The organism is Sorangium sp. So ce726, from assembly GCF_051521405.1.
Classification (GTDB): domain Bacteria; phylum Myxococcota_A; class Polyangia; order Polyangiales; family Polyangiaceae; genus Sorangium.
Map to the genome: position 1 here is coordinate 9,527,180 of NZ_CP150349.1, position 26,081 is coordinate 9,553,260.

Below are 26,081 nucleotides of genomic sequence, written 5' to 3' on the forward strand. Positions count from 1 at the left end.
GCTGAGGTCAGGCTGTGTCAAGGTCGTGGGGCGCTTCGTCGAGCACGACAACGACGTGCGGCTGCACAGCGCCCTCGGTTACGTCACGCCAAGCGGCATGCTGGCCGGACGTGCCAAGACGATCTGGGCCGAGCGCGACCGGAAGCTCGACGCGGCTCGCGAAGCTCGTCGCCGGCCCCGTGACGGCGGCCTACGCTCACCGGCGGCGCCGCGCGAGCGCGAGGCCCACGAACGCGGCGAACGCTGCAGCGCCGCTGCCCGGGCCCGCCGAGCCTCCGGCGCTGCAGCCGGCGGCGGCCGATGCGCCGTCGCTGGACGCGTCGCCCGCGAGATCGGTCGCCTCGTCGATTTCCGACAGATCCGGCATGGCGTCGGGCTCGAGGCGGTTCAGCCGCATGGGGCGCTCGAGCGCCGCGCCGGCGATCGGGGAGACCACGACCTCCTGATACCCGTCCATCGTGTCCTCCGGGGCGGCGCGCAGCGCCACGCCCCGCAGCCCGGCGACCGCGGCGCCCTCACGCGCGACCTGGAACAGCGTGTCGCCGACGGTCACGTACCAGCTTCCGTCGAACCAGCGGCCGTGCCCGAGATCGCTGCCGATCTCCTCGGGCGCCGCGCCTGGACGGCCGATGTAACGCTTCCCCTCGTTCAGGAACAGCACCTCGCCTTCGTCGCTGATGCCGTCGTGGCCGACCCGGAGATTCTGCTGGTCGAACAGGCTCGATGTCGTGAAGTCGCTGACCTGGTGCAGCTCGCCGTCCGAGGTCCGCAGCCACACCTGGTTGACCTCCCCGTCGCTCATCAAGAACCCCGCGTGCCCGGCGTGCAGCACCAGCCCCGCGGAGTTGCCCGAGATGGAGTCGCCGAGAAACACCTCCTCGCCCGCCGCCGTGTACAGGTAGCTCGAGCTCGTGTCCCCGTTCGACCACCGGCCGGCGACGTTCGTTCCATCGGTGATCGGCCGCTGCAGGTCGCCCGGATGGTTCCCCAAGCGGCCCGTGAGCAACCGGCGGATCCAGGGCTCTTCGTAGGTCCCGTAGTACACGTCGCCGGAGGCCGCGATGTCGGCCTGGAACGGCGACTCGCTGCCCGGCCTGTTCCAGATGCTCTGGTTGAGCCCCGTCGCGATCGTGTGCAGGTACGCCCTGTCCTCGTCGTCCGTAGTCCATACCAGCGAATCGGCGTTCACCGCGTCGAGCCGGCCCCTCGAGATCCGCGTCCACACGCCGTCAACCGACGTGAAGATGCGGCTGGTACCCGACTGGACCACGGCCCCCGACGGCGTGAGCGCGCCGTAGGTCGGGCTGCTCCCGGGTGGATCGGGCGGGAGCGTCGCGAGCCACGTCACCCTCTGCGTGCCACGGTCGAGGACGCCGAGCAGGTAGTCCGGGTCGAGGAACAGGATCCGCTCGGCGTCGAAATCGAGGATGGCGCCGGGGGCGCGCTGGACGGCGGTCAGCGCCGGGTTCTGCTCGACGTAAAAAGGGCCAAGGGTCGTCGTGACATCCGGACCGACACCGTTGTTGCCCGAGAGCGTGATGGTGAGCTCTTCCCCCGACTCGAACTCCGTGAAGGGGCGCGCCAGGAGCTTCAACGGATCCGGCGGCGAGCTCGCTGTGCGGACGTTGCAGGCGCTCGCCGTGTGCGTCCGGCCCCGTACCTCGACACAGAGGCTCTGGCAGGAGCGGGGCGGCACCGCGGAGCACCTCGCGTCCAGCGGCGTGGAGCTCCCGACGACGCTGCGCATCCGCGGCGACGATAGCCAGAGGTACGGCGCCGCGGTCCGCTCCACCGTCCGCTCCACCGTCGACCCATTACCCACCAGATCGTACGCGCGGATCGTCAGCGGGCGGGGACCGTAGGCGAGCTCGCTGATGTCGAACGTCCCCTCGTAAAAATTGTCGCCGGTCGGCGTGAGCTCGACCGTCACCCCCTCGAGCTCCGCCTCGACCCGGTCGATGCCCTCGCACGAGGAGACGACATGGACGCGCAGGTGGAGCGTGTCGCCCACCACGACCAGCTCTCTGCTGGGCGCGCTGGTGCCGTCCGACGCCAGGACGTCGTCGATCGTCACATCGGCCTGGGCGGCCGCGGCCGAGAGCGACAGCAGCGATACGAGCGCAACGCTGACCAGCGTACGAGAAGCGCGCATGAGTCCTCCGATGAAGTTGACAGCTTGGATGCCGCCCCAGGCCGCCGTATTCACGGCGAACCATCGCCACGGCTCTGCACCACGACCTGGAACTAGGCGAGCACAAACGGAAGCCGTGTCCAGCACATCGCACGAACGCCGCCCGCCTGTCATCCCGCTCACAATACACTCGAGCCCGCCGGCTCCCCGCGCAAGCTGCCCATGCCGGGCTCAGTGATGGGCCCGGCATGACGCGACTCGCCACCACGCGTCGAGGGCCAGCGCACATCTGCCGGTCACAGGCATCCATCCCGTGAGCGCCCCGGCGCAATCGAGCCGCGGTCAGCGCGGAGCCGCCGTCGCGACGGCGAGCGCCCGCAGCAGGGTGATCACGGCGATCGAGTGGCTGATCCGGCCGTCCTGCATCGCAGCCCTCACGTCGTCTGCGCTCATCACGACCGCTTCCGTGCTCTCGTGCTCGTCGCCCTCGGGCTCGCCGACCCACCGCGCGCCGCGCGCCAGGTAGAGGAAGCAGCGGTTCGCCTGGAGCGCAGGATTCGGGTGTACCCACCCGAGCGTCTCGAGCGACTCCACAGCATATCCCGTCTCCTCCAGGAGCTCGCGCGGCGCAGCGGCCGCCGGCTCTTCCCCTGGATCGACAAGGCCGCCTGCCGTCTCGATGGTCACCGCGTCGACCCCGTGCCGGTACTGCCGCACCAGGACGAACTGACCTTCATCCGTGATCGCGGCCACCGAGATCCAGTCGGCGAGCTCCAGCGTGAAGGCGGGATACGACGCGCCCGCAGCCATGACTTCATGGCGATGGATCGCGAGCGGACCGAACGTACCGGCGAGCGCCGAGGCGTGGCGGCGAGGAATCGTGATACCCATCCCGCCTCACTACTACGGCGTGCCCCTCGCCGCCTTCTCCGTCACCGCTCCTGTCTTCTCCGTCACCGCTCCCGCCTTCTCCAGCGTGGTGGTCGCCTTCTCCGGCGCTCCCGCCTTCTCCAGCGTGGTGGTCGCCCTATCCGACGCTCCCGCCTTCTCCAGCGTGGTGGTCGCCGTCGCCGGCGCCGCGCTCGCCGCTGTCTCCGGCGCCACACTCGCCGCCTTCTCCGGCGCCGCGCTCGCCTTGTTCGGCACAGGACCCGCCATCTTCTCCTGCGCCGTGCTCGCAGACCTGTCGCGGCGCTCCCGCCGGAGCACCTCCTCCGCGTCCTCGCCAGGCATCCCCTCGGTCGCCCCTCGCCCTTCGTCCTGCGGCGGCGGCCACGCGGTCACATAGCGGGGTGCCTCGCCGGGTCCGGACGCATCGATCCACGAGACGCTCCCCGTCCCTGGCGCGCGCACATCGACGTGCACGAACGAGCTGTTCGGATAGTACCCGCAGCCCGTGTCGGCGAGCGCGCGGCAGGCGGCTGCGAGCTCGTCGTTCCGCACCCCGGCGATGCGCAGATCGAGCGCCCGGCCCGTCTGGTGCAGGCTGCCCTGGCTCTGGGGCCGGTACCCGCTCACGAGCGACACGAGCCGGCCCGGGTACCGCCGCGCCAGCGCGTCGATGCGGGAAAGCAGCCCGGGATCGAGCAGCCGCACGCCGGGCGCGATCTCCCCTGCCTGCGCCCCGCTCGCCCTGCTCCCAGCGGCCCGCGGCTCATCGCCAACGCGCCGGCCCTTGCGGCTCGCCGCTTCCGGCCTCCGCGCGGGCGCGCCCTCGTCGGACAGGATCGGCCGCGGCGTGCCCCACGGGCGCGCAAGCAACGAGAGGGAGCGCCGGGCCTCCTCGCGCGGCTTCCCCTTGCAGTCGACCAGCTCGAGGCGCTCGGGCTCCAGCCCGCTGCGATCCATCGAGAGCACCGGTCCATGGCACGGCTTCGGAGGCGCCTCCCGCTCCATCCCCTTTTTCGCTCCGCGCCGCTTGCTCTCGGCCGTGCGCGCCGCCCGTCTCTTCTCCTTCTTCTTCTCGCCGCCCGCCTTCTTCTTGGCGACCCCATTTTTCCCGCCGCCCGCCTTCGCCGAGCCGCCCGCGTTTTCCTCCGCGTCTGCAGCCGCGTGCGGCGCCTTCCTGCGGGTACGGGCCCTCCCCCTCCGGTCCCCCGCCCCGCTCGTCTTCTCGTCACCGGTCGCCGCCGAGGCGCTCTTCGCGCGACGGTCGGGCGAGCTCTCCCGCGTCTTCGTTCGCTGCGATTGCTCCGCGTCTGCGGGGCTCTCCGGCGCACGATCCCGACGGGTCTGCTCGCTCTCCCGTTCTCCGGATTCCCCGGGCCTCTCGGAAGCGGCGTGCGCCCCGGGCAGCGGCTCCGCGCAGAGGGGCCCCGCCAGGATCGCCGGCACCGCGATGCTCACCAGCACCGAGAGCGCAGCCGCGCGAGCACGCCTCAGGCGCGCACGCGGCTCCCCCCTGCGCACAGCTCCCCCTGCGTCCCGCGGCGCCGCGCCTGCACTGCTCACGGATCGAAGCCTCATCATGGAAAGCTCCAGTCGGGTCGGGTGCGAGTGCCATCCACCACGGAGCGGATCTCCCGGACACGGCGTCGCCGCCCGTCCGCAGGATGTGGGATTGGGAAGGGCAGTCAGCGGTCCGCTTCTTGAATCGACCTGGGACGAGACCGGCAACCTCGAAACAGCGTCTCCGAGACGCCCCTCGCGGAAGCTCGCAAGCTCGGAAGGGAGACTCGGAAGGAGACTTCGGAAGGCAAGCTCAGAAGGGACCGAACCCTGACGACAGGAATGGCATGAAGTGCGGAGGGCAGCCCAATTTTCTGCGGCGCTGACCAAAGGCTGTGGTAGGAACCCAGCTGCCTCGCGACTGCGGTCGGGTCGTGAGCGCGGCTCCGGGGTGCATGGGGGCAGAGCCCCTCGTCACGCGGTCCGCGGTCGGGCATCGCCCGGCGCACCACGCACTGCGGCGTGGCCCTACCTTCACGATCAACGCAGCCAGCGTGATCAGCGCGGAGATAGGCGTCGCGTCCCTTGCGCAACATCGTCCGGGCCATCGCGGTTCGCGGGGGAAGCGCCCGGCCCAACACGCACCAGCCTCAATCACCACACCATCGATGCAAGCGGGGCGCCACACGCGGGATGCGGAAGCCGAACCCGGTGGCGCGTCCATGATCGCTCCGAGGTCACCAGGGGCACGACATGCGGCGAATTCGTAGAGACGCAACCAAGGTCTGGCACAATCCCGAGCTCCACACGGCCTATGGCCGTGGTCAGCCGAACAGCGCGGGGCTACCGCGTCCGACGCAGACCGGCGAGGACCGGCGGGCAGCCAAGCAACACCGCGCCGCGCTCGAGGCGCTGTTCTCTCCGCGCAAGGAGCCGGAGGCAGAGGACAGCAAGGGCGGGCGCGTCAAGTCCGGACGCGACGCGGCGTCCAAGGCGCCGGGGCGCATCGTCCTCGCGCCGCCTCCGCAGAGCGACCCGAAGGCCGTCGAGCGCCAGCGGCTCCTGGCGAAGCTGCTCTGCGCGTCGGGCCGGCCCAACATCTCCAAGGCCGCGAACGAGTTCCTCCGCGCCGGCCACACCTTCCCGGCGGAGCAGGACGTGTACCTGCAGCTGCTCGAGCACAGCGACGAGCAGCGCATCCAGGAGGCGATCGACGAGCTCGCGGGCATCCTCGCCGGCGAGCTGCCGAAGCGGCGCGCCGTGCTCGAGTCGCGGCTCCGCCGCATCGAGGAGTTCGCGGAGGAGCCCGCGACGCGCGAGGCCGCCGAGCGGCTGCGCCGCCAGGTGAGCGGCAGGCCCGAGGCCCCGGCCGCGGACGGCGCGGCCCGGCGCAGCGCGGGCGGCGGCATCTCCGAAGCGAGCGGCGAGGCGGAATGACGCGCGCGGAATTCGAGGCCGAGCTCCGCAAGCTGATCCAGGCGTTCGAGACGGGCACCGGCAACGAGCGGTGCGTCGCGTGCGTCTCGTGCGAGCGCTGCGTCGACTGCACGTTCTGCCGCAACTCGAAGGCGCTGCAGCGGTGCCACTACTGCGTCGACACCCAGCGCTCCTCGGACAGCACGCACTGCCGCGGCTGCCGCGATCTCATCGCGTGCAGCCACTGCGTCGCGTCCGAGCGGTGCACGCAGTCGTCGTACCTCGTGCGCTCGGTCGACTGCACCGGCTGCACCTACTGCTTCGGCTGCGTGGGCCTCGTGCGGAAGGACTTCCACATCCTCAACCAGCCGTACGATCGCAGCACGTACTTCAAGCTCACGGCCAAGCTGATGCGCGAGCTCGGGCTGAGCGCGGGCACCGGGGCGGAGCCCGCCGCCGCGCCGAGTCGAAGCGCAGCCGCGCAGCGCTAGCGATGCGCGCGGTCGTTCAACGCGCGCTCGGCGCGCGCGTCGAGGTCGGAGGCGAGGTGGTCGGCGCGATCGAGCGCGGCCTCGTGGCCTTCGTCGGCGCCGCGAAGGACGATGACGACACCGACGCCGACCACGTCGCGAGCAAGATCGCGGGCCTCCGCGTGTTCAGCGACGACGCCGGCAAGATGTCGCGGGCGCTCGCGGACGTGCGCGGCGGCGGCGTGCTCGCGATCAGCCAGTTCACGCTCTTCGGGGACGTCCGGCGCGGCCTGAGGCCGAGCTTCGACGGCGCCATGGAGCCCGTGCGCGCCGAGGCGCTGTACGATCGCTTCGTCGCCGCCTTGCGGGCCCGCGGCCTCACGGTGGCCACGGGCCGCTTCCGCGCCGACATGCGCGTGTTCGTCGAGAACGACGGCCCGGTCACCATCCTCATCGATTCGAAGCGGACGTTCTGAGGGATCTGCCGCGATCGCCGGCGGCGGCCACCCCCTTTTCCCCGAGCGCCGCGCAGGCTACGGGGGAGTCATGCGGGTCACCATCGTGGGCGCGGGGGCGCTCGGGCGGGTCTACGGCGTGCGCCTCGCCACCCAGGGAAACGACGTCACGTTCGTGGTCCGGCCCGAGCGAGTCGGCGACGTACGGCCGTTCGTGGTCGAGCAGGTGAACGGCGCCGATCGGCGCGACACGCTCGATCGCCCGCGCCTCGCCGCCGAGATCCCGGCCGACGCGGACGTCGTCCTGATCACCGTGCGCTTCGATCAGCTCGTCCCCCGCGCTGACCTCGGCGGCGCCGCGCAGCGCGCGGCGGGCGGCAGGCCGGTGGCCGATCTGCTCCGCGGCGTCCCGGCCGCGCCCGCCGTGGTGCTCACGCCGCTCCTGCCCAGGGAGCGCGCCGACCTCGAGGAGGCCGCCCAGCGCCGCATCACCCCCGCGATGCCGGGCGTCTCGGGCTACCTCGACGAGCGCGGCGTGGTCCGCGCCTGGATCACCGAGCTCGCGCCCACGCTCATCGATGAAGAGGGAGGCGCCCCCGCGGAGCGACCGCTGCTCGAGGAGCTCGCGCGCCGCCTCACGAGCGCGGGTGTCCCGGCGCGGCTCGAGCCCGACGTGGGCGCGCAGAACGTGGCCACCACGACCGCGTTCTTCCCGCTGATCGCCGCCATCGACGCGGGCGGCGGGGCGAGCGCCCTCCTCGAGAACGACGGCGTGCTCAGCACCGTGATCGAGGCCACCAGGGAGTCCGTGGCGCTCGCGGACCGGCTGGGCAAGGTGGCCCCGTGGACGAAGCTCCTCCTCCGGTTCATCGGGCCGCTCACGCTGAAGCCGGGCATCGCGCTCGTGCGCCTGCTGGCCCCGGAGTTCTTGCGGTTCCTCGAGGTGCATTTCGGCCCCAAGCTCCACGCGCAGCACCTCGCGATGGGCGCCACCGTCCTCGAGATGGGCCGAGAGCGCGGCGTGAGCATGCCGGCGCTCGAGCGGCTGCTCGCGCACCTCGGCGGCCGCCCCGGGGCGCGCTGAGCGGCGCCTTCCTGCGCCCGCGCGCAGCGTCGGCGCGGGTCGGCGCGTCGCTGCGTCAGCGCGCGCGCGCGGCCGCGAGCTGCGCCGCGAGCACGATCGCCTCGCGCATGCCGCGCGGGTCGGCGCGACCCGTTCCCGCGAGATCGTACGCGGTGCCATGGTCGACGCTCGTGCGCACGATCGGCAGCCCGAGCGTGACGTTCACCGCCTCCCCGAAGCCCAGGAGCTTGCTCGGGATCGTCGCCTGATCGTGGTACATGGCGACGACCCCATCGAGCGCGCCGCGCGCCGCGAGCCGGAACGCCGTCTCCGCGCCGACGGGCCCGGTCAGCTCCGCCGCCGGGCCCGAGCGCGCCAGCCGCCGCGCCGCGAGGCGGATCCCCGGCGTGATCCGCACCTGCTCTTCGTCGCCGAGGAGCCCGCCTTCGCCTGCGTGCGGGTTGAGCGCGGCGACGGCCACGCGCGGCCTCTCGCGGCCGAGGTCGCCGAGCAGCCGCGCGAGCCACACCGCGGCGCGCGCCACCTCGCGTGGGCTCACCGCCTCCGGCACCTCGCGCAGCGGCATGTGGGTCGTCACGAGGGCGGTCACCAGCTTGCCCGAGGCGAAGGCCATCGTGACCTCGCGCGCGCGGAGCCGCCGGCCCAGGTGTTCGGTGTGCCCGAGGAAGTCCGCGGACCCGGGCGCGCCGCTCGTGGCGATCGCGTGCTTCGACGCGGGCCCCGTGACCAGCGCAGCAGCGACGCCGTCGCGGACCAGGTCCGTCGCCGCGTCGATCCACGCGAGCTGCGCCGCGCCGTCCTCAGCCTCGGGCCGACCGAACGCGCTCGGCCGCGAGAGCCGCGCGCTGCCCTCCCAGAGCCCGATCGAGCCGGGCGCGAGCTCCTCGATGGCGGCGCGCCCATCGACGACGACGAGCCTGCGCGCCGCGACCCGGACGAGCCGCGCTGCCCGCCGGATGAGCGCCTCATCGCCGACGAGCACGCAGCGCGCGCCCTCGACCGACGCCGCGCCGGCGACGGCCACCTCGGGGCCCACCCCGCTGGGGCACCCGACGCTGATCGCGACGATCGGCGGCCCGGCGGGGCGCGAGCGACCGCCGCCGCGCGCCGCACCTGCGGCGGTCGTTCGCGCGCCGCCGCGACGAACCGGCGACGTCATCGGGTGATGCGCCGCTCGCGCCCGGACGGCGTGGCGTCGTGCGCCGAGGGCGCCGCTCGCCGCTTGGCTTGCGCGGCTTCCTCCTCGTCGCCCTCGCCCTCGTCCTCGTCGCCCTCGTCGTCGCTGTCCTCGTCCTCGTCCTCGTCGCGCAGCTCCCCGCGCTCGTCGCCCTGGGCCTCCTCGCCGGCCCCGCTCCGCTGGAGCGCCCTGCTCGCATCGCCGCCCTCGGGACCACCGGCGCCGGGGATCGGCGACTCGAGGCGGTACCCGGCCCCGCGCAGCGTGACGAGCGGCAGCGCCGCGCCGAGCTTCGCCCTGAGGCGCCTCACGTGGATGTCGACGGTCCGCGCGCCGCCCTCGTACTGGCTGCCCCAGACACGGCGGAGGAGCTCTGTCCGCGACACAACTTTTCCGCGGCGTTCGCACACATACGAGAGCAGCGCGAACTCCTTCGCGGTGAGCGGCACGTGCATGCCGCCGACCGAGACGTCGTGGGCCGCGCGATCGATGACGATCGCGCCCACCTTCACCCGCTCCTCGGTCGCGAACTCGCTGCGGCGCCACTCGACGAGGCGCACGCGCGCGTAGAGCTCGGCGGGCACATACGGCACGAGCAGGAAGTCGTCGAAGCCGCTCGACGGCTCGATCCGCGCGATCTGCGCGACGCTCACAGCGACCAGCGCGCCGACCTCCTCGAGGCGCGGCTCGCGGCGCAGGGCGCGCAGCGCCGCAGCGGCCAGGTCCGGCCTGTCGAGCGCCTCGACGACGATCGCCCGCGCCTTGCTCTCGTCGTCGTGGAAGAGCCGCGGTGGATCGTCCCAGAGATCCAGGGTCCGCACGTCAGCGCCCAGCGAGCGCAAGACCGATGCGGCACCCTCGTCGCGCTCCAGATCCGGTCCGTGTCCAACGATGGCTATGAACGAGCGACGCGCCATGAACGCCCCGTATACGGGTGTCACGACGGGCCGGCAAGACGCACCGCGCTAAACCCACCAATCCCGCTGTGGTGCTTACGTTCCGCCTGGCGTTCCAGCCTTGAAAATCAGCCGATCCGCGTTCCGCCGACCGTGATGAGATCGATCTTGATTGTGGGGCAGCCAACACCCACGGGGACGCTCTGTCCGTCCTTGCCGCACGTCCAGATGCCGTCGGAGACGGCGACGTCGTGGCCGAGCATGGTGACGCGCCGGAGCACCTCGGGACCGTTACCGATGAGGTTCACGCCCTTGAGGGGCGCGGTCAGCTTGCCGTCCTCGATGAGGTAGCTCTCGGTCAGCGAAAACACGAAATCGCCGTTCGAGATGTCGACCTGGCCGCCGCCGAACTTCTTCGCGAAGACGCCTCGCTTCACGGACCGCACGATCTCCTCGGGATCATGCGGGCCCGCGAGCAGGATGGTGTTCGTCATCCTGGGCATCGGCGCGGCGGCGAAGCTCTCGCGCCGCCCGTTGCCGGTCGGCGTGAGCCCGAAGTGCCGGGCCGAGAGCCGGTCGTGCATGTACCCGACGAGCTTGCCGTTCTCGATGAGCGTGCTGCGCTCGGGCTCGTGGCCCTCGTCGTCCACGTTGATCGTGCCGCGCGACTGGAGGAGCGTCGCGTCGTCCACCACCGTGCAGAGCGGGCTCGCGACGTCCTTGCCGATCTGTCCCGCGTAGTTGCTGGTCCCCTTGCGGTTGAAGTCCGCCTCGAGCCCGTGCCCCACCGCCTCGTGGAGCAGGATGCCGCTGTCGCCTGGGGCGAGCACGACGTTCATCTCGCCGGCGGGCGCGTCGCGGGCGTCGAGCATCGCGACCGCCTGCCGCGCGGCCTCCTCGGCGTGCCACTCCGGCGACTTGCCCTCGAAGTAGGCCGTCGTCATGCGCCCGCCGCCGCCGCTCGAGCCTTCCTGGCGCTTTCCGCTGCGCTCGGCGAGCGCCCGCACGCCGAAGCGGATGAGCGGCTGGACGTCGTGCGCCATCCGCCCGTCGCTCGTGGCCACGAGGACCTCGCGCACCTCCTCGACGAAGCTCGCCTCCGCCTTGACGATGCTGGGATCGTAGGCGAGCGCCGCGGCGCTCGCGCGCTCGAGCAGCGCGCGCTTCGCGAGCCCGGGGGCGTCGAGCGAGATGCTGGGCAGCTCGTAGCGGGTCGGCAGCTCGCGGCGCCTGAGCTCGATCTTCTCCTTGCCACCCGAGCCCGTCGCGATCTGCGCCGCCGTCTCGGCCGCGCGCCGCATCGCGTCCCAGGTGAGGTCCTCCGTGTACGCGTACCCGGTCGCGTCTCCTCGCTGGACGCGGACGCCGACCCCCATCGACACCCCGCGGGACGCCGCCTTGAGGATCCCTTCGTCGAAGGTGAACCCGCCTCCGGCGCGGTACTCGAAGAAGAGGTCAGCATAATCACCACCCTTGGACAGGGCGACCGAGAGGAGCCGCTCGCAAAGCGCGGCGTCGACGGCATTTTCCTCTCCAGGAGCGAACGGGGCGCGGTAGGCCTGGCTGCGCGACATGGTGCCCAACTCTAGGTCCATTCGCCGGGACGGTCGAGAAACGGCGGCGCTCCGGAGCGCCCTCCCGCCGACGCCCGCGCTCGCCCCCGGCGACGGCCGAGCTCGCGACCTCCCCCCTGCCCTTTCACCCGGCGCGGCGCGCATACATCGCCCGCGCGCGCCGCGACCCCACGATCGCGGGGTCGCGGCGTCGCGAGGTCACCAGCGAAGCGGCCGTGGGTCGCGGAAGATCTCACGAAATGTGCAACAAGGCCGCTCGACTGCTAGGCTTAACGCTGTCTTCGCGGGAATGGCGGCGCTCGCCACCTTCCCCGCGATCTTCGCGAATCCCCGGCCGTTCAGCGCGTTCCTACAGGGTAGGGCGCGCTCTTCGACGCGCCTCGACCGGACCGCCCAGCGTCCGACCGGGGCGGGGGCTCACGGCCACCGCGCCAGGCGGTCGCCGCGTTGCCAAACAGGGGCCCCCGGGGGGCCGCACACTGCAAACAAGCACCTTCGCGGTAGCTTCCGGAACTTCCGGTGCCGCGCGCTTGTACGTGGTGGCGGGATTGGCTAGGTGTTTTTTAGGCGAGGTGAGGGATGCCCACGAGGCGCCCGAGCAACGCCTTGCTGCCCTCAGCAGGAGATTCCCATCGCCGTGGCGGTCGATCGCGACAAGGTACTCCAGACCGCGCAGAAGCTTGTCGAGCGGAAGCGCTTCGACAAGGCCATCGCCGAGTACCAGAAGCTGGTCGCAGACGATCCGAAGGACGTCCGCACGCTGCTCAAGATCGGCGACCTCTACCTGAAGACGGAGGAGTACGTCGAGGCGATCACCACCTACGAGCGCGTCGGCCAGTTCTACTCCCTTCAGGGCTTCGCGCTCAAAGCGATCGCTGTTTACAAGCAGATCCGCGAGATCATCCACAAGCACGTCCCGCAGTACGAGGATCGCTTCGGCCACATCGTCCCGCGCCTCGCGGAGATCTACACGCAGCTCGGGCTCACGAGCGACGCGCTCGCCGCCTACGACGAGGTCGCGACGCGCCTCCTCCGCGCGGGGCGCGACCGCGACGCGATCGACATCTTCAAGCGGGTCGTCGACCTCGACCCGAACAACCCCCTCGCCTATCTCCGCCTCGCGGAGGCGCTGATCCGGGTCCGCGACTACGACGCCGCGATCCAGCGCTTCGGGACGGCGGCCGAGCTCCTGCTCAAGCTCGGGCGGCGCGACGACGCGCTGAAGGTGGTCGAGCGCCTGCTGCAGCACCGCCCGGACGCCCGATTCGCCCGCATGGCCGCCGAGATCTACCTCGACCGCGGCGACCCGAGCGACGGGATGTCGGCCCTGACCAAGCTGCAGATCGCGTTCAAGGAGAACCCGAAGGACCTGGAGACGCTCGCGCTCCTCGCCCGCGCCTTCGACCTGCTCGGGCAGCCGGCCAAGGCGATCGAGGTGCAGAAGGAGTCGGCGCGCATCGCCAAGGAGGCCGGGCGGGTCGACCAGTTCACCGCGCTCGTCTCGGCCCTGATCACGCGCGCCCCGAACGACGAGGGCGTGCGCCAGCTCGCCGCCCAGATCGCGCCCTCGTCCAGGAACACGCGCGCGTCGATCGACGTCGAGCTCGATGAGGAGGAGGATGAGGACGAGGAGGCGGAGGAGCTCGACGTCGAGGACGACGAGCCCGCGTCCGCGGTGCCGATCCCGCTCCGCGCGTCGCAGCCCTCGACGTCGCCGATCGCGAGCCCGCGGCAGCTCGTCGCGCACGCCGAGAGCCTCCGGCGCGACCGGCAGTACGACAAGGCGGTCGCCCTCCTCAAGGGCGGCGTCGCCCGGCTGCCGGCCGCTCGAGAGCTGCGCGAGAAGCTCTGCGATGTCCTGATCGAGGCGGGCGACCAGGACGCCGCCGTCGAGCAGATGCTCGCGTTCGCACAGCAGCTGGCCAGCGAGGACGCCGTCGACGACGCGGCGAGGCTCCTCGACGAGGTGCTTCTCCTCGATCCCGGCAACGCCCAGGCCACGGAGATGCTCAACCTGCTCGGCTACGCGGTGCCGCAGGAGGACGAGCTCGCAGAGGAAGACGCCGCCGGGCCGGAAGCCTCGCCGATGGTCGGTGAGAACGACGCGTACGCGTCCGAGGTGCCGAGCCAGGACCTCTACGACCCCGACGCGCCGCTGCCCGCGTACACGCTCGATGAAGACGGCGTCGTCGAGGCGCTCCCCCGGCGGCCCGAGCTCGTCACGCACCTCGACGATCCGTTCGCGAACGAGCCGCCGCTGCCGAGCTTCCCGATCGAGGACGTCGAAGAGGTCGAGGACGTCGAGGAGCTCGAGGCCATCGACGACGAGGAGGAGGAGACGGCGTCGGTCAACCCGAGCCGCGTGCCTGAGCACCCCCTGGCCGTCGCTGCGTCCCAGGCTCCGCCCCCGGCGTCCTCGATACCTCCCCCGCCCGTGCTCGCCGCGCCGCCGCCGGCGCTGTACAGCCCGGTGTCGGGCCGACCGGCGTCGGTCCGGCCGGTGTCCGGCCGCTCTGTGCCGCCGGGATCCTTGCGGCGCGCGGACGCGCTCGACGAGGACGCGCTCGAGGAGGTCGAGTTCTTCGCGCAGCACGGGATGTTCGAAGAGGCGCGGAACATCCTCGAGGAGCAGCTCGCGCGGCTTCCGAACCACCCGCTCCTGATGGAACGGCTGCGCGAGGTCACGGAGCTGGCCTCGGACCCGCAGGTGGTGCGGACGGCGACCGACAACGAGAGCGGCACCCGGGCCGTCCCGCGCGGCAGCGAGCGGCCGGACGAGGATCGCGCGTTCGACATCGCCGAGTCGCTCAAGATGATCGACGAGCTCGAGGTCGTGCCGGGCTCGGTGACGGGCGTCCAGGACGATCCTCGGCAGATCAGCGTCGAGAGCGTCTTCGAGCAGTTCAAGGCGGGCGTCGCGGCGCAGATCTCCGAGTCCGACGCGTCGACGCACTACGATCTCGGCGTCGCCTACAAGGAGATGGGCCTCTACGCCGACGCCATCGGCGAGTTCGAGCTCGCCGCCCGCGACCCCGGGCGAGAGTGCGTCTGCCAATCGATGATCGGCGTCACCCACCTCCAGATGGGCAACATCGAGGCAGGCATCGACGCGCTCATCCGCGGGCTGCACGCCTCGCACAAGACGGTCGAGCAGGAGCTCGCGCTGACCTACGAGATCGCGAACGCCTACGAGATGCGCGGCGTCCCCGAGCAGGCGCTCTACTACTTCCAGCGCGTCGCCCGGATGAGCCCGAGCTACAGCGACCCGCGCGGCAGCGTGGCGGAGCGGCTGCGCCGCATCGACGTCCCGAAGCCGGCCGCGCGCGCCGTCGGCGCCGAGATGATCGCGGACGAGTTCGACGCCGCCTTCGACGACATGCTTCCGAGCGGCAAGCTGCCCTGACGACATCTCGCGCGCGATCGCGCGAGCACGCCCTGGAACCGCCAGAAATTGGGCCACGGCGAGCGCTCTCCGGTACCGGAGGAGCATGAACCGACCGCTCCTCTTCGCCGCCCTCACTGCGGTCCTGGCTGCTGGCTGCGGCGCCGGGATCGACACGAACGTTCGATCCGGTCGCCCGCAGGACGCCTCCGCCAAGGTGGCGGCGCAAGCGCGGCGCGAGGTCCCGCAGCGCGCGAAGGGCTCGCTCGACGAGCGCGGCCCGATCGCCGAGGAGGCGTCCGGCGCGCGCAAGCCCGGCGATTATGTGGCCTACCGGTTCTCGGGAAGCTTCAGGAAGACGCCGCTGCTCCTCACGCAGCGGGTCGTCGCGCGCGAGGGGGACGTCCTCGTGGTCGACGTGACCCTCGAGGACGGCAAGCGGACCGAGGCGCTGCGGGTCCGCATGAGCGACGAGCCCAGCAGGCGCGGTGAGATCCTCGGCGCGGCGTGGATCGACGATGGCGCGGAGCGGCCGGCGACCCTCTCGGCCTACGACGCGATGATGGCCAAGACCGCGCTCGCCGCCGACGAGAACGAGGACGTGCTCGGCAGCGAGGCGGTGAACGTCGAGGTCGGTGGCTCCTCCATCCCGTGCCAGCGGACCAGCTTCCGCGTGCGCATCGGCAAGACGAAGGCGACGATGCGCACGCTCCAGAGCGACGACTTCGCCTGGGGCGACGTGGGCGGTGAGATCACGGCCGAGGACGGGCGCGTGCTCTACCGCGCCGAGCTGATCGACAGGGGCCACGCGGACATGGATGAGCGCGCCGCAGCCGGCGCAGAGCCCAGCCCCGCGCCCCGGCCGGCGACCGTCGCGCGCTCCGCCGACGAAGACGAGGCGTACGACGACTACGAAGACTGAGTCGGCAGGGGCGCGTCGCCCCGATTTCCCTTCGCGACGAGGATCTCGATCGAGCGCGCGGCCGCCGCTTTGACCAGGTGGCCCATCTTCGGGTGCTCGGGCTCGAAATCCGGCTCGATGCCCTCGGCGCGCAGCGCCTCCGTGCAGACCGGCCCGATGGACGCCACCACGCCCCGCGCGAGCGCGGCGCGCAGCCGCTCGACGAGCCCCTCCTCGGCCGCCACCAGGAGCGCGTGCTCCACCTGCGCGCGGCTCGTGAAGAGCGTGATCGCCGCGCCGCCGTCCGCCATGAGGCGGAGCGCCTGCCGGAGCGGCGCGGTGTCCTCCGGGAGCGCCCAGCGGTAGACCGGCACCGGCGTGACATGCGCGCCGGCCGCCGAGAGGCTCGCGTAGAGCTCGTGGCTCGGCGCGCCGTGCTCCTGGACGGCGACGCGCTTTCCGCTGAGATCGCCGAGCGCGCTGACGGCCTCGACGATCTCTCGCCAGGTGTTCGGCTCGCGGACGGTGATGAAGCGGGTCAGGCCCAGCTCGCGCAGCGCCGCGGCCGGCTTGGGGCCGCGCACGACGATCTGCACGGACGAGAGCGCCGCCGCCAGAAGAGATACGCCCTGGGCGTCTGCGCCACCGTCACCGTTGGACGCCCCGCCGCCGCCCTGGCTCGGCTCGAGCGCAGGCGCCGCCTCAGCCACGAGCGCCCGGGTCCCTACGCCGGTCATCAGGATCACGAGGTCGAACTCGGCGCCCGCGAGGCGCCGCGCGAAGTCGAGAGCGCGCTCGTTCCTCTCGATGGGCACCTCGCGGAGCGTGGGCGCCGTGACCGGCACACCGCCATACCGCTGGATCAGCGAGGCCATCTCGGAGGCGCGGCGGCTCTCGAAGCAGATGACGCGGCGCCCGGCGAAGTCAGACGGCGCAGGCGGAGAAGGTCGGTCGTTTCGTGGGTGGGTGGGCGTGCTCACCCGCGCAGCATAGCCCGGGTCCGGCGCTGGCGGGTTTCGGGCGGTTGACCAGTTTGCTAAGCTCCTCGTGTGAGCCATCCGATGAGCAACGAGGCTTCCGGGGTCCAGGGGAGCGGGCTCTCGCGTGCGACGTCGGAGAACGACGCCGGCCCCGATCCCGTCATCGGCGCGGGCATCGCGCTGCTCGGCATCTTCTTGATGGGGGTGGGGGGCGCGCAGGGCGCGCACTACCTCTTCAACTTCGGCGTGCTCGTGGCGGTGCTCGGGGCCGTCCTGTTCGTCCTGTTCGTGGCGCTCACGGCGCTGAAGCAGCGACGGGCGCTCGGCCTCGCGAGCCGCGCTCCGAGCCCCGAGGGCAGCGCCGAGCAACGCGACGCGCGCGACTGATCAGCCGAGCGGCGCTGGCGCCCGGCAGCAGCGCGACGCGCGCGATGGTTCAGCCGAGCCGCGCTTGCGCCCGGGTCACGCCGGAGGCTCGCCGCCGGGATCGCTCTGGTCGTCCGGTGGCGTCGGGGAGCCAGCCTGATGGCCGGCCTCGACGGAGAGGTCGGGCTCGATGTCAGCGAGCGAGACGCCGAGCTCCTCGGCGATGCGCTCGATCTCGGCCCGCTCGGCCGGCGTGGGCGCGCCGTCCGCCGCCGCGAGCCGGATCAAGAGGCGCACGACCTCCACCCGCTCGCTCGCGTTGCAGAGCGCCTTGAGCTCGCGGTAACAGCGGTCGACCTCGCCCTCCTGGAGCGCGGGCAGCTTGCCCTGGAGGGCGTTGAACACCGCCTCGACGCCGCTCGGCGCGAGCCCGTCGACGTGCGTGAGCAGCTCGCGGAGCAGCTCGTCTTCCTTGTCGGAGAAGCGGCCGTCGACGCAGGCGACCTTGCCGAGCAGGACGATGACGGTGGCGATGTAGCGGAGGACGACCGCCTCGTCGTCCGGGAGCGCCGCGCGGAGCTCCGTCAGGAGGGCGTCGAGGTTCGGGAACGAGCCCCCCTGCTTCAGGCCGAGCCAGGCGAGGAGTCCCACGTGATGAGGCTACCAGATCCTCGCCGGGCAGGGCAGCCCGGCGGAGCCCCGCCCCCTACGCCCGTCACCGCGGTCGTCCATGTCGCCGCCTTGGTCCATTCCCCAGCGGCCTACTCCTCGCCGCCGCGGTCCGCAATCCAATCGTCCACGGGGTTGTCGGACTTCGGGGTCTTCAGGATCGAGCCATCAGACCCGTCCTTGCGCACCACGAGCGTGCGCCGCGTCGTGGTGTCGGGTGTCTCGCGCGCGACCACGGTGATCACATTGACCCCCGGCCGGAGCGGCGCCTCGAACGAGAACTCGGCCTTCTTCGGGTCGGCGCCGTCGCGGTTCGACTTGTAATAGAGCTTCCGCGACCCGACGAAGATGAAGGTGTCGAGCAGCCGCTCGCTGTCCGATGCCGTCCCCGTGATCTTCATGGTGCCGGCCGTCGTCGCCAGCGCCGCCGCGGCGATGTCCAGCGTCGGCGGCGCGTGCGAGTAGAGGTCCTCGAACGCGACCGCCGCCGGGGCCGGCCCGCCGCCCGGGGTCACCTCGCGCGCCGCGACGAACGCGAAGCGCCCAGCGCCAAGGTCGATCTTCAGGAACCCGCCTGGCGCCTCGCCGAGCACCTTGACCACGGCGCCCACCGGGAGCCGGCCGAAGCCGCGCGCGCTCGCTTCCGGCGACGGGAGCAGGGTCGCCCCCTCCGCCCCAGCCTTCACGGGGGAGCCGCCGCCGTTGAGCTGGATGCGCGGCGAGATCGGGATCTTCACCTTCTCGCTGGCGAACTCGCGGAGATCGCGATCGCCGACCGAGAGCGTGAGGGTCGCCTCGGGCTCCGACAGCTGCTGCTCCACGTCGAAGCTGAAGACCACCTTGCGCACGTCACCTGGCTTGATGTTCGAGATGTCGAAGCGCCCCGCGTGCAGCATGAGCCCGTCGCCCGAGAGGTTCGCGATGTTCGCCTGCGTCTCGTACGACGGCCCCTTGCCGACGTTTTTGACGGTCAGGTACATGCTGACCCGCTCTCCCTTCTGGATGAGCCCGTCGCCGTTGCCCTCGCGGTCATCCGCGATCTGATAGGCGTACTGGAAGAGCGGCCGGTCGAGCGCGCGCACCGTGGGCCGGATCTCGACCGCCGGCGGCTCCGGCGCGGCGGCGACCTCGAACTTCACCTTGAGGCCGTCGCTCCGCGAGAGGGCGTCCATCGGGATCGTGCAGACGCGCTTCTCGTTCGCCTTCCTCGGCTTCGTCGAGCCGACCTTCCGCCCCTCGACCTCGCACCAGCCGAGCGGCGCCTTCGCGCTCTTCGTCTGGCCGGGGCCGATCTTGCCGAAGATGAGCTCCTTGCTGTCGAAGTACGGGTTGTCGCTCTCCGTCGTCCCGCGGAGCCGGTAGACCGGCTGCTTTCCGTTGTTCTTGACCGTGACCCGGAGCTCCATCGGCTGGCCCGCGGTCACCTCGGCGCTCGGGCGATCGGTCTCGACCTTCACGTCGAGCTCGGACTTCGCCGCCGGCGTGACCCCCTCGGGCGCGTCGGACCAGTCGACGCCGAGCTTCGTCAGCTCGGCCGCGACCTTGCCAAGCTCCTCCTTGCCGGCCTGCTCGATGTAGTCGTGCATCGCCCGGAGCTGCTGGAGCCTCGGCGTGGAGGGCGGCATCCGCGCCGCGAGATCCCGCGCGAAGCGGATGGGGAAATCGACGGCGAAGTCCTCGTCGATGTCGCCCCCGCGCTCGCGCATCTGCTCGCGCTCGGCGCTCGTGAGCTGGTAGCGGACGACCTCGGTCGGCTTGCCCGCGGCCGCCGCGCGCGCGTTCGAGAGGTGCGCCGAGAGATCGCGCTCCCGGAGCCCATCCTTCTGGACCGTGAGATCCATCTCGAGCTCGTCGACCGTCATCGGATCGAGCTCGATGTCCGGCGTGACGCCGACGCCCTGGATGGAGATGTCACCCGGCGTCAGGTACTGCGCGATCGTGAGCTTGAGGGCCGCCTTCTCGGCCGTGACGTCGGGGAAGACGAGCTGCACGCTGCCCTTGCCGAACGTCTGCGAGCCGACGATGACGGCGCGATCGTTGTTCTTCAGCGCGCCGGCCACGATCTCGCTCGCGCTCGCGCTGTTGCCGCTCACGAGCACCACGATCGGGTACAGCGGCTCGGTGCCCGGCCCCTTGGCGCGCTTCTCCTCGCGCCCCTCGGAGGCGCCGACCGTGGACACGATGACGCCGTCGGCGAGGAACTTGTCGGCGATGCGCGCGGCCTGATCGAGCAGGCCGCCCGGGTTGCCGCGCAGATCGAGCACGAGCCCCTTCAGCTGCCCCTTGCTGCGCAGCCCGTCGAGCGCCGCATCGAGCTCCGCGGTCGAGGTCGCCTGGAACGTCTTGAGCCGGACGTAGCCGACGCCGCCCTCCAAGGCGCGCGACTCGACGGACCTCACCTTGATCACCTCGCGGGTCAGCTCGAAGGCCTTGGGCCCCTGCCACCCTCCATCGCCCTCGCGGGTCACCCACACGGTGACCGGGGTGCCAGGATCGCCGCGGAGCCTCCGCACAGCGTCGTCGAGCGGCATGTTGAGCGTCGACTCGTTGTTGATCTTCACGATCCGATCGAGCCGCTTGAGGCCCGCCCTGCCCGCGGGCGTATCGGGCATCGGGTTCAGGACGGTGAGCATCTGGTCGCGGATCGAGATCACGACGCCGAGCCCGCCGAACGCGCCTGACGTGGAGAGGTTCATCTCCTTGTACGCCTCGGGGCTCAGGAACGACGAGTGCGGGTCGAGCGTGTGCAGCATGCCGTTGCACGCGGCGTACTCGACGTCCCGCAGATCGACCTCCGTGCCGCGGAGGTTCTTCTGGAGGAAGGTGAAGACCTCGCGGAGGCGCGCGGAGACGTCCCAGGGGCCCTGGATGTTGTCGATCCGGAACTTCTTCTCGCTGGTCTCGACGCGGACGGTGACCTCGTTGGGGTCCTCGTTGAGGACGATCACCTGCGCGACGTCGCGCTGGACGGCGTTGAGCGCCGACAGCAGCATCTCCTTCGGCTTGACGCGATCCGGCTCGACATACTTGTCCCGGATCATCTTGAGCGTCTCGTTGACGGCCTCGAGACGGGTGAGGTCGTACGGCGCCTTGGCCACCTGCCCGGTGACCGCGAGCGCCGGCTCGAACCCGCGCCAGAGCCCACCGGGGCCGAACTGAAGGACGAAGTACGCTGCCAGCGGGAACGCGGCGGAGACGACGAGCGCCTTGGCGATGCGCTCCATGGGTCGGTGAGGCATACGGCGATCGAGTATAGACGCACCCCAGCGAGCGTCGACCGGCGTCGGTGCTCGCTGGCCCCGAGCACCGCGTTCCAGCGCGGGCGCTACACGGGCTTGTGCGTGTCCTCTTGCTTCTCTTCGGGCTTCGCCGGGAGCTGCTTGGCAGCCTCCTCTTCGTCGTCGCGGAGCCCCTTCTTGAAATTCCGGATGCCCTCGCCGATCCCCTTCCCGACGTCGGCGATCCTCCCCGCGCCGAAGAGGAGCAGTGCGAGGCCTACGAGGAGGGCGATTTCAAGCGGTCCGATGCGGCCCATAGCGTTGATCCCTTGAAGGCTGCCGCGCTCTCTGCGGCAGGTGGCGGCGGGCCACAGCCCGGTTCGAGTGGACCCATACCACCCATCCTCCGCACCGGCAATGCAGCGGTTCGAAGCTCTGAGACCCGTGCTAGGCTCGCGCACCGGCTTCGCTGGAGGAGAGACCAGGCGCGTGAGCACCCGCTCGCTCCGCCAGCGGTTCACAAATCAAGAACGGCTCGAGGGCCCAGACGGGATCGCCAGCCGGCCGGTCCGGACGCCAGCCTCGGATGAGGTCGGCGGTGATCCATGGCTTGAGCCCTCGCAGGCTTCGCGACAGTCGACACGGGGAAAACACGATGCCGATGAACCGCTTGAATCGTAAGGCAGCGCATTGTCTGGCAGGAGCATCCGTGGCAGCGGCGGTGCTCGCCGGCGCAGCCGGGCGCGCGAGCGCTCAGGAGGCGAGCGGGGGAGACACGGTGAGCGTCGACGGCAAGGGGATCGTCGGCGGCGCGCTGCTCGGCGGCGAGGTCGTGATGCTGACCATGGGGGCGATCGGCGTCGAGCGCGCCTGGCCGTACCTCGTGTTCGGCGGGCTCGGCGCGGTGGGCGGCGGCGTCGCCGGCTACTTCATCGAGGCCGCGGAGCCGCCCGCGGAGGTGCCGCTCTACATGCTCGCCGGGGGCATGGCGCTGGTCATCCCGACCCTCGTCGTCACCCTGAACGCCACCGCATACAAGCCCCCCGAGTCCGACCAGAGCGAGCCGATCCGCAACGAGCCGGCCGCGGAGCCCCCGCAGCCGGGGATCAACGTCCAGCTCACGACGGACGCCGCGCAGATCCTCCGGCGAGCCCGCTGGGAAGAGCCCCGGCTCGGCCTCGTCGACATCACGCCGCGCCGGGTCGCGCTCGGCGTGCCCGCGCTCTCGCTCAAGCCGCTCTACTCGCAGGACGAGATGTTCCAGTTCGGCGTGGCGCAGGGGCACGAGGTCCGCGTCCCCGTCCTCCGGGCGACCTTCTGAGGGGCCCGGGGTCGCCCCGGGCGGCGGCGCAGGGCACGCGCCCCCCTGCCCCGCGCGCCGGTCTCTGTGCCGATCCCTACGCTCGGCGTTAGGCTCTCGCCGTGGCCGACCTCCACACTCCTCAGCTCCCCTGGTCCACGCGGCTCTGGTTCGCCTTCGCGTGCTTCTTCCGCGTGCTGTTCGATTCCCAGTTCGCCGCGCGGGCCTGGCAGGCGCGCGAGGCGGTCGCCGCCCTGCCGCCGGACGAGCGCGCTGAGCCGCGACAGCTCGAGCGGGATCGAGCAGGTGGCGCGCCCGCCGCCCCCGAGGCCGCCGCGGCTGCGGCGAGGGAGCCCGCCCCCGCGCCGCAGGCCGCGCCCGCGGTGAGCTCGGCGCTCCAGCTGCTCTCGCTGCTCCAGCGCGAGGGGCGGCTCGTCGACTTCCTCGAGCAGGACATCGCCTCGTTCGGCGATGCGGACGTCGGCGTGGCGGCGAGGATGGTCCATGAGGGCTGCCGCAAGGCGCTGCGCAGCCACGCGAAGCTCGCGCCCGTGCGGCGCGAGGACGAGGGGGCGAAGGTGACGCTCGAGGCCGGCTACAACCCCTCGGAGATCAAGCTCATCGGGAACGTGTCCGGGACCGCGCCCTACAGAGGGGTGCTGCGCCACCGGGGCTGGCGCGCCGACGATGTCTCGCTGCCGACGCCGGTCGCCGGCCACGACGCCAGCATCATCGCCCCCGCGGAGGTCGAGCTATGAGCGCGCGCTACATCATCGGCATCGATCTCGGCACCACCCACAGCGCGCTCGCCTACGCGCGCCTCCCCGAGGACGGCGCCGACGCGCGGCTCACGCCGTCGCCCGAGGTGATGGCCGCCCCGCAGCTCGTGGCGCAAGGGACGCTCGATGCGCGCCCGCTCCTGCCCTCCTTCATGTACATCCCTCACGAGAGCGAGGGCCCCCAGGCGCTGCCCTGGGACGCCGAGCGGCGCTTCGCCGTCGGCGAGCACGCCCGCGCGCGCGGCGTCGACGCGCCGGCGCGCCTCATCTCGAGCGCGAAGAGCTGGCTCAGCCACGCTGGCATCGACCGGCGCGGATCGACGCTTCCGCTCGGCGCGCCCGAGGACATCGAGAAGATCTCGCCCGTCGAGGCGTCGTGGCGGTACCTCGAGCACCTCACCGAGGCGTGGGATCACCTGTTCGCGAAGGACGATCCGGCGCTCGCCCTCGCGAAGCAGGAGATCGTGATCACGGTGCCCGCGTCGTTCGACGCCGCGGCGCGCGATCTCACCGTCGAGGCAGCGAGCGCCGCGGGGTTCGAGGACCTCACCCTGCTCGAGGAGCCGCAGGCCGCCGTGTACGCCTGGATCGACGCGGCCGGCGAGGCCTGGCGCAAGCACCTCCAGCCGGGCGACGTGCTGCTCGTGATCGACGTCGGCGGCGGGACAACCGACTTCTCCGCGATCGCCGCGGTCCCGCGCGACGGCTCGCTGGAGCTCGTCCGCGTGGCGGTCGGCGACCACATCCTGCTCGGCGGCGACAACATGGACCTCGCGCTCGCCCACGTCGTGAAGGCGAAGCTCGCCGCCGAGGGCAAGGAGCTCGATCGCTGGCAGATGACGTCGCTCACCCACGCCGCGCGCGTCGCGAAGGAGCGGCTGCTCGGCGATCCGTCGATCAGCGAGGCGCCGATCGCGATCGCCGGCCGCGGCTCGAAGCTGCTCGGGGCGGCGATCCGGACCGAGCTCACGCGGGACGAGATCACCCGGACGCTCGTGGACGGGTTCTTCCCCGAGGTCCCCTCGTCCGCGCGCCCCGCGACCCGCGCGCGCGCCGGCCTGACGCAGCTCGGCCTCCCGTACGCGCAGGATCCGGCCATCACCCGCCACCTGGCCGCGTTTCTGGGGCGGCAGGCCGGCGCGACGTCGAAGCTCGAGGGCTTCGCCCCGCAGGGAGGGGCGAACGCCGAGGCCGGCCGCGCGCCGCTCCTCCTGCACCCGACGGCGCTGCTCTTCAACGGGGGCGTGATGAAGAGCGCGGCGCTGCGCGAGCGGCTCATCGCGACGCTCGGCGCCTGGCTCGAGCAGGACGGCGCGCCCCGGCCGCGGGTGCTCCCGAGCGACGACCTGGATCTCGCGGTCGCGCGCGGCGCCGCCGCCTACGGCCTCGCGCGGCGCGGCCGTGGGCTCCGGATCCGCGGCGGGACAGCGCGGGCCTACTACGTGGGCATCGAGGGGGCCGTTCCCGCGGTGCCCGGCCTGGAGCCGCCGATCACGGCGCTCTGCCTCGCGCCGTTCGGCATGGAGGAAGGCACCGAGGCGACGCTGCCGCCGCAGGAGTTCGGCGTGGTGGTCGGCGAGCCGGTGCGCTTCCGCTTCTTCAGCTCGTCGGTGCGACGGGATGACCAGGCCGGGACCGAGCTCGAGAACTGGAAGCCCGGGGAGCTCGAGGAGCTCTCGCCGATCGAGGTCACCTTGCCCGCGGAGGGCCGCCGGGAGGGCGACATGGTGCCGGTGCAGCTGCGCGCGTCGGTCACCGAGGTCGGGACGCTGCTCCTGGAGGCGATCCCTCGCGAGGCGCAGAAGCCGAACGAGCGCTGGCGGATCGAGCTGTCGGTGCGCGCCGAGGCGTGAGCGCGGGCGTGCCCGCGTCCGGAGGAGCCTGAAGCGGCACGACCCGCCGTCCGTCCCGAAGCAGAGCGCGCCCGCGCGCGCTACCCTCACGGCGCGCCGCAGCATGCAGCAGGCAAAGGAGCGAGCGGCCGAGCCGAAGCGCGCTCATCGAGGACACGACATGGCACCGACGATTCGCAGGCTCCGCGTCGTCCATTCGACGAGATATACCTACGATCGCCCGGTGGAGCGCAGCGTGCACAAACTGCATCTCTGCCCGGTGCACGACTGGGATCAACGGGTGCTCTCGCACACGCTCACGATCGATCCCGACGTGTCCACCGTGGAGTTCGAGGACGTCTTCGGGAACCGGGTCACACGCTTCGAGATCACCGCCCCGTATACCGCGCTCACGATCTCGGCCGACTCGATCGTGGAGCTCTGCGACGCCGATCCGTTCGCGTTCGCGAAGAAGAAGATCCGGCCCGCGTTCCCCCTCGTCTGGATGCCCTGGGAGCAGGCGATCATCGCGCCGTACGTGCGCGCGGCGGAGCTCCCCGACACCCAGCTCCAGGCGCTCTTCGATTACGCCATGTCGTTCGTCGAGAAGAACGACGCGGACCTGATGGAGACGCTCTTCGCGATCAACCTGACGCTCTTCCGCGAATACCAGTACGTGCCGGGCTCGACAAACCTCGCGACCACCCCGTATGACGTCTTCGTGAACCGGCGCGGGGTCTGCCAGGATTTCGCGAACCTGTTCATCTGCATGGCGCGGCTGCTCGGCATTCCGGCGCGCTACGTGTGCGGATACCTCTATACCGGCAACGTCGGCGCGAGCCGCGCTGGCTCCGACGCGACCCACGCGTGGGTGCAGCTCTACATCCCGAACGTCGGCTGGAAGGGGTTCGACCCCACGAACGGCGTGCTGGCCAGCCTCGACCACGTGCGGGTCGGTTACGGCCGCAACTACATGGACGCAACGCCGACAGCGGGGACGCTCTACACCGCCGCCACCGAGACGATGACCGTCGATGTGACGGTGGCCGAGGTCGACTAGCTC

The 26,081-nt window shown here is 71.7% G+C and carries 21 protein-coding genes; 11 read left to right on the forward strand and 10 right to left on the reverse strand.

What is annotated here, in order from left to right; translation table 11 throughout:
- Positions 1-196 precede the first annotated feature (196 nt).
- From WME79_RS35380 to WME79_RS35390, 3 genes are all read right to left on the reverse strand, one after another.
- Positions 197-2,152, reverse strand: a complete 1,956-nt coding sequence (locus WME79_RS35380; RefSeq protein ID WP_437524023.1) for a hypothetical protein — start codon at positions 2,150-2,152, stop codon at positions 197-199.
- A 321-nt stretch (positions 2,153-2,473) separates the two neighbouring features.
- Positions 2,474-3,022: an NUDIX hydrolase gene (locus WME79_RS35385; protein WP_437524025.1), complete on the reverse strand. Its 549-nt coding sequence runs from the start codon at positions 3,020-3,022 to the stop codon at positions 2,474-2,476.
- A 12-nt stretch (positions 3,023-3,034) separates the two neighbouring features.
- On the reverse strand, positions 3,035-4,483 hold the full coding sequence (locus tag WME79_RS35390; protein ID WP_437524028.1) for a YcbK family protein: 1,449 nt from the start codon (positions 4,481-4,483) through the stop codon (positions 3,035-3,037).
- A gap of 789 nt (positions 4,484-5,272) precedes the next feature.
- On the opposite strand from WME79_RS35390, the gene WME79_RS35395 reads away from it, so the two are divergent.
- The 4 genes from WME79_RS35395 to WME79_RS35410 all read left to right on the forward strand — a co-directional run bounded on the left by WME79_RS35395 (position 5,273) and on the right by WME79_RS35410 (position 7,944).
- Positions 5,273-5,956, forward strand: a complete 684-nt coding sequence (locus WME79_RS35395) for a hypothetical protein (RefSeq protein ID WP_437524030.1) — start codon at positions 5,273-5,275, stop codon at positions 5,954-5,956.
- Entirely contained in the window at positions 5,953-6,426 is a 474-nt protein-coding gene (locus WME79_RS35400) for a hypothetical protein (RefSeq protein ID WP_437294268.1), read from the forward strand. Before WME79_RS35395 ends, WME79_RS35400 begins: the two co-directional genes overlap by 4 nt.
- A 2-nt stretch (positions 6,427-6,428) precedes the next feature.
- Positions 6,429-6,881, forward strand: a complete 453-nt coding sequence (gene dtd, locus WME79_RS35405; RefSeq protein ID WP_437524033.1) for a D-aminoacyl-tRNA deacylase — start codon at positions 6,429-6,431, stop codon at positions 6,879-6,881.
- A gap of 70 nt (positions 6,882-6,951) precedes the next feature.
- Positions 6,952-7,944 carry a ketopantoate reductase family protein gene (locus tag WME79_RS35410; RefSeq protein ID WP_437524035.1) on the forward strand — a complete coding sequence of 331 codons (993 nt, stop codon included), beginning with the start codon at positions 6,952-6,954 and terminating at the stop codon, positions 7,942-7,944.
- 55 nt (positions 7,945-7,999) lie between these two features.
- Here the strand turns inward: WME79_RS35410 and pdxA are convergent, their stop codons facing one another.
- The 3 genes from pdxA to WME79_RS35425 form a co-directional block, all read right to left on the reverse strand.
- Complete coding sequence (gene pdxA, locus WME79_RS35415; RefSeq protein ID WP_437524038.1) at positions 8,000-9,103, reverse strand: 4-hydroxythreonine-4-phosphate dehydrogenase PdxA; 1,104 nt, start codon at positions 9,101-9,103, stop codon at positions 8,000-8,002.
- Positions 9,100-9,942: a winged helix-turn-helix domain-containing protein gene (locus tag WME79_RS35420; RefSeq protein ID WP_437524041.1), complete on the reverse strand. Its 843-nt coding sequence runs from the start codon at positions 9,940-9,942 to the stop codon at positions 9,100-9,102. Before WME79_RS35420 ends, pdxA begins: the two co-directional genes overlap by 4 nt.
- Positions 9,943-10,145: 203 nt before the next feature.
- Positions 10,146-11,591, reverse strand: coding sequence for a TldD/PmbA family protein (locus tag WME79_RS35425; RefSeq protein ID WP_437324318.1), 1,446 nt, complete (start codon positions 11,589-11,591; stop codon positions 10,146-10,148).
- Positions 11,592-12,228: 637 nt separating this feature from the next.
- Here WME79_RS35425 and WME79_RS35430 point away from each other — a divergent pair.
- Positions 12,229-14,994 (forward strand): tetratricopeptide repeat protein, encoded by a 2,766-nt coding sequence (locus WME79_RS35430; RefSeq protein ID WP_437524044.1) that lies wholly within the window; start codon positions 12,229-12,231, stop codon positions 14,992-14,994.
- An 85-nt stretch (positions 14,995-15,079) separates the two neighbouring features.
- Complete coding sequence (locus WME79_RS35435; protein WP_437524047.1) at positions 15,080-15,895, forward strand: hypothetical protein; 816 nt, start codon at positions 15,080-15,082, stop codon at positions 15,893-15,895.
- On the opposite strand, the gene WME79_RS35440 is transcribed toward WME79_RS35435, so the two are convergent.
- A complete protein-coding gene (locus WME79_RS35440; RefSeq protein WP_437524049.1) occupies positions 15,883-16,854 on the reverse strand; it encodes a uroporphyrinogen-III synthase in 972 nt (323 codons plus the stop codon). The genes WME79_RS35435 and WME79_RS35440 overlap by 13 nt on opposite strands.
- Positions 16,855-16,935: 81 nt before the next feature.
- On the opposite strand from WME79_RS35440, the gene WME79_RS35445 reads away from it, so the two are divergent.
- A complete protein-coding gene (locus WME79_RS35445; RefSeq protein ID WP_437524051.1) occupies positions 16,936-17,241 on the forward strand; it encodes a hypothetical protein in 306 nt (101 codons plus the stop codon).
- Positions 17,242-17,316: 75 nt separating this feature from the next.
- Here WME79_RS35445 and WME79_RS35450 read toward each other — a convergent pair whose 3' ends face one another.
- From WME79_RS35450 to WME79_RS35460, 3 genes are all read right to left on the reverse strand, one after another.
- Complete coding sequence (locus WME79_RS35450; protein ID WP_437524053.1) at positions 17,317-17,871, reverse strand: TerB family tellurite resistance protein; 555 nt, start codon at positions 17,869-17,871, stop codon at positions 17,317-17,319.
- Positions 17,872-17,981: 110 nt separating this feature from the next.
- Positions 17,982-21,128 (reverse strand): MXAN_5808 family serine peptidase, encoded by a 3,147-nt coding sequence (locus WME79_RS35455; RefSeq protein ID WP_437524056.1) that lies wholly within the window; start codon positions 21,126-21,128, stop codon positions 17,982-17,984.
- Positions 21,129-21,214: 86 nt separating this feature from the next.
- Complete coding sequence (locus WME79_RS35460) at positions 21,215-21,424, reverse strand: twin-arginine translocase TatA/TatE family subunit (protein WP_437524059.1); 210 nt, start codon at positions 21,422-21,424, stop codon at positions 21,215-21,217.
- Between the two features lie 392 nt (positions 21,425-21,816).
- Between WME79_RS35460 and WME79_RS35465 the strand changes: the two genes are divergently transcribed.
- The 4 genes from WME79_RS35465 (at position 21,817) to WME79_RS35480 (ending at position 26,078) form a co-directional block, all read left to right on the forward strand.
- Positions 21,817-22,428: a hypothetical protein gene (locus tag WME79_RS35465; RefSeq protein ID WP_437524061.1), complete on the forward strand. Its 612-nt coding sequence runs from the start codon at positions 21,817-21,819 to the stop codon at positions 22,426-22,428.
- A gap of 101 nt (positions 22,429-22,529) precedes the next feature.
- On the forward strand, positions 22,530-23,165 hold the full coding sequence (locus WME79_RS35470) for a DUF2760 domain-containing protein (protein WP_437524064.1): 636 nt from the start codon (positions 22,530-22,532) through the stop codon (positions 23,163-23,165).
- The gene (locus tag WME79_RS35475) at positions 23,162-25,039 is read left to right on the forward strand and encodes an Hsp70 family protein (RefSeq protein WP_437524066.1); all 1,878 of its coding nucleotides are present in this window, start codon (positions 23,162-23,164) and stop codon (positions 25,037-25,039) included. Before WME79_RS35470 ends, WME79_RS35475 begins: the two co-directional genes overlap by 4 nt.
- A gap of 160 nt (positions 25,040-25,199) precedes the next feature.
- Complete coding sequence (locus tag WME79_RS35480; RefSeq protein WP_437524069.1) at positions 25,200-26,078, forward strand: transglutaminase family protein; 879 nt, start codon at positions 25,200-25,202, stop codon at positions 26,076-26,078.
- Positions 26,079-26,081: the final 3 nt, after the last annotated feature.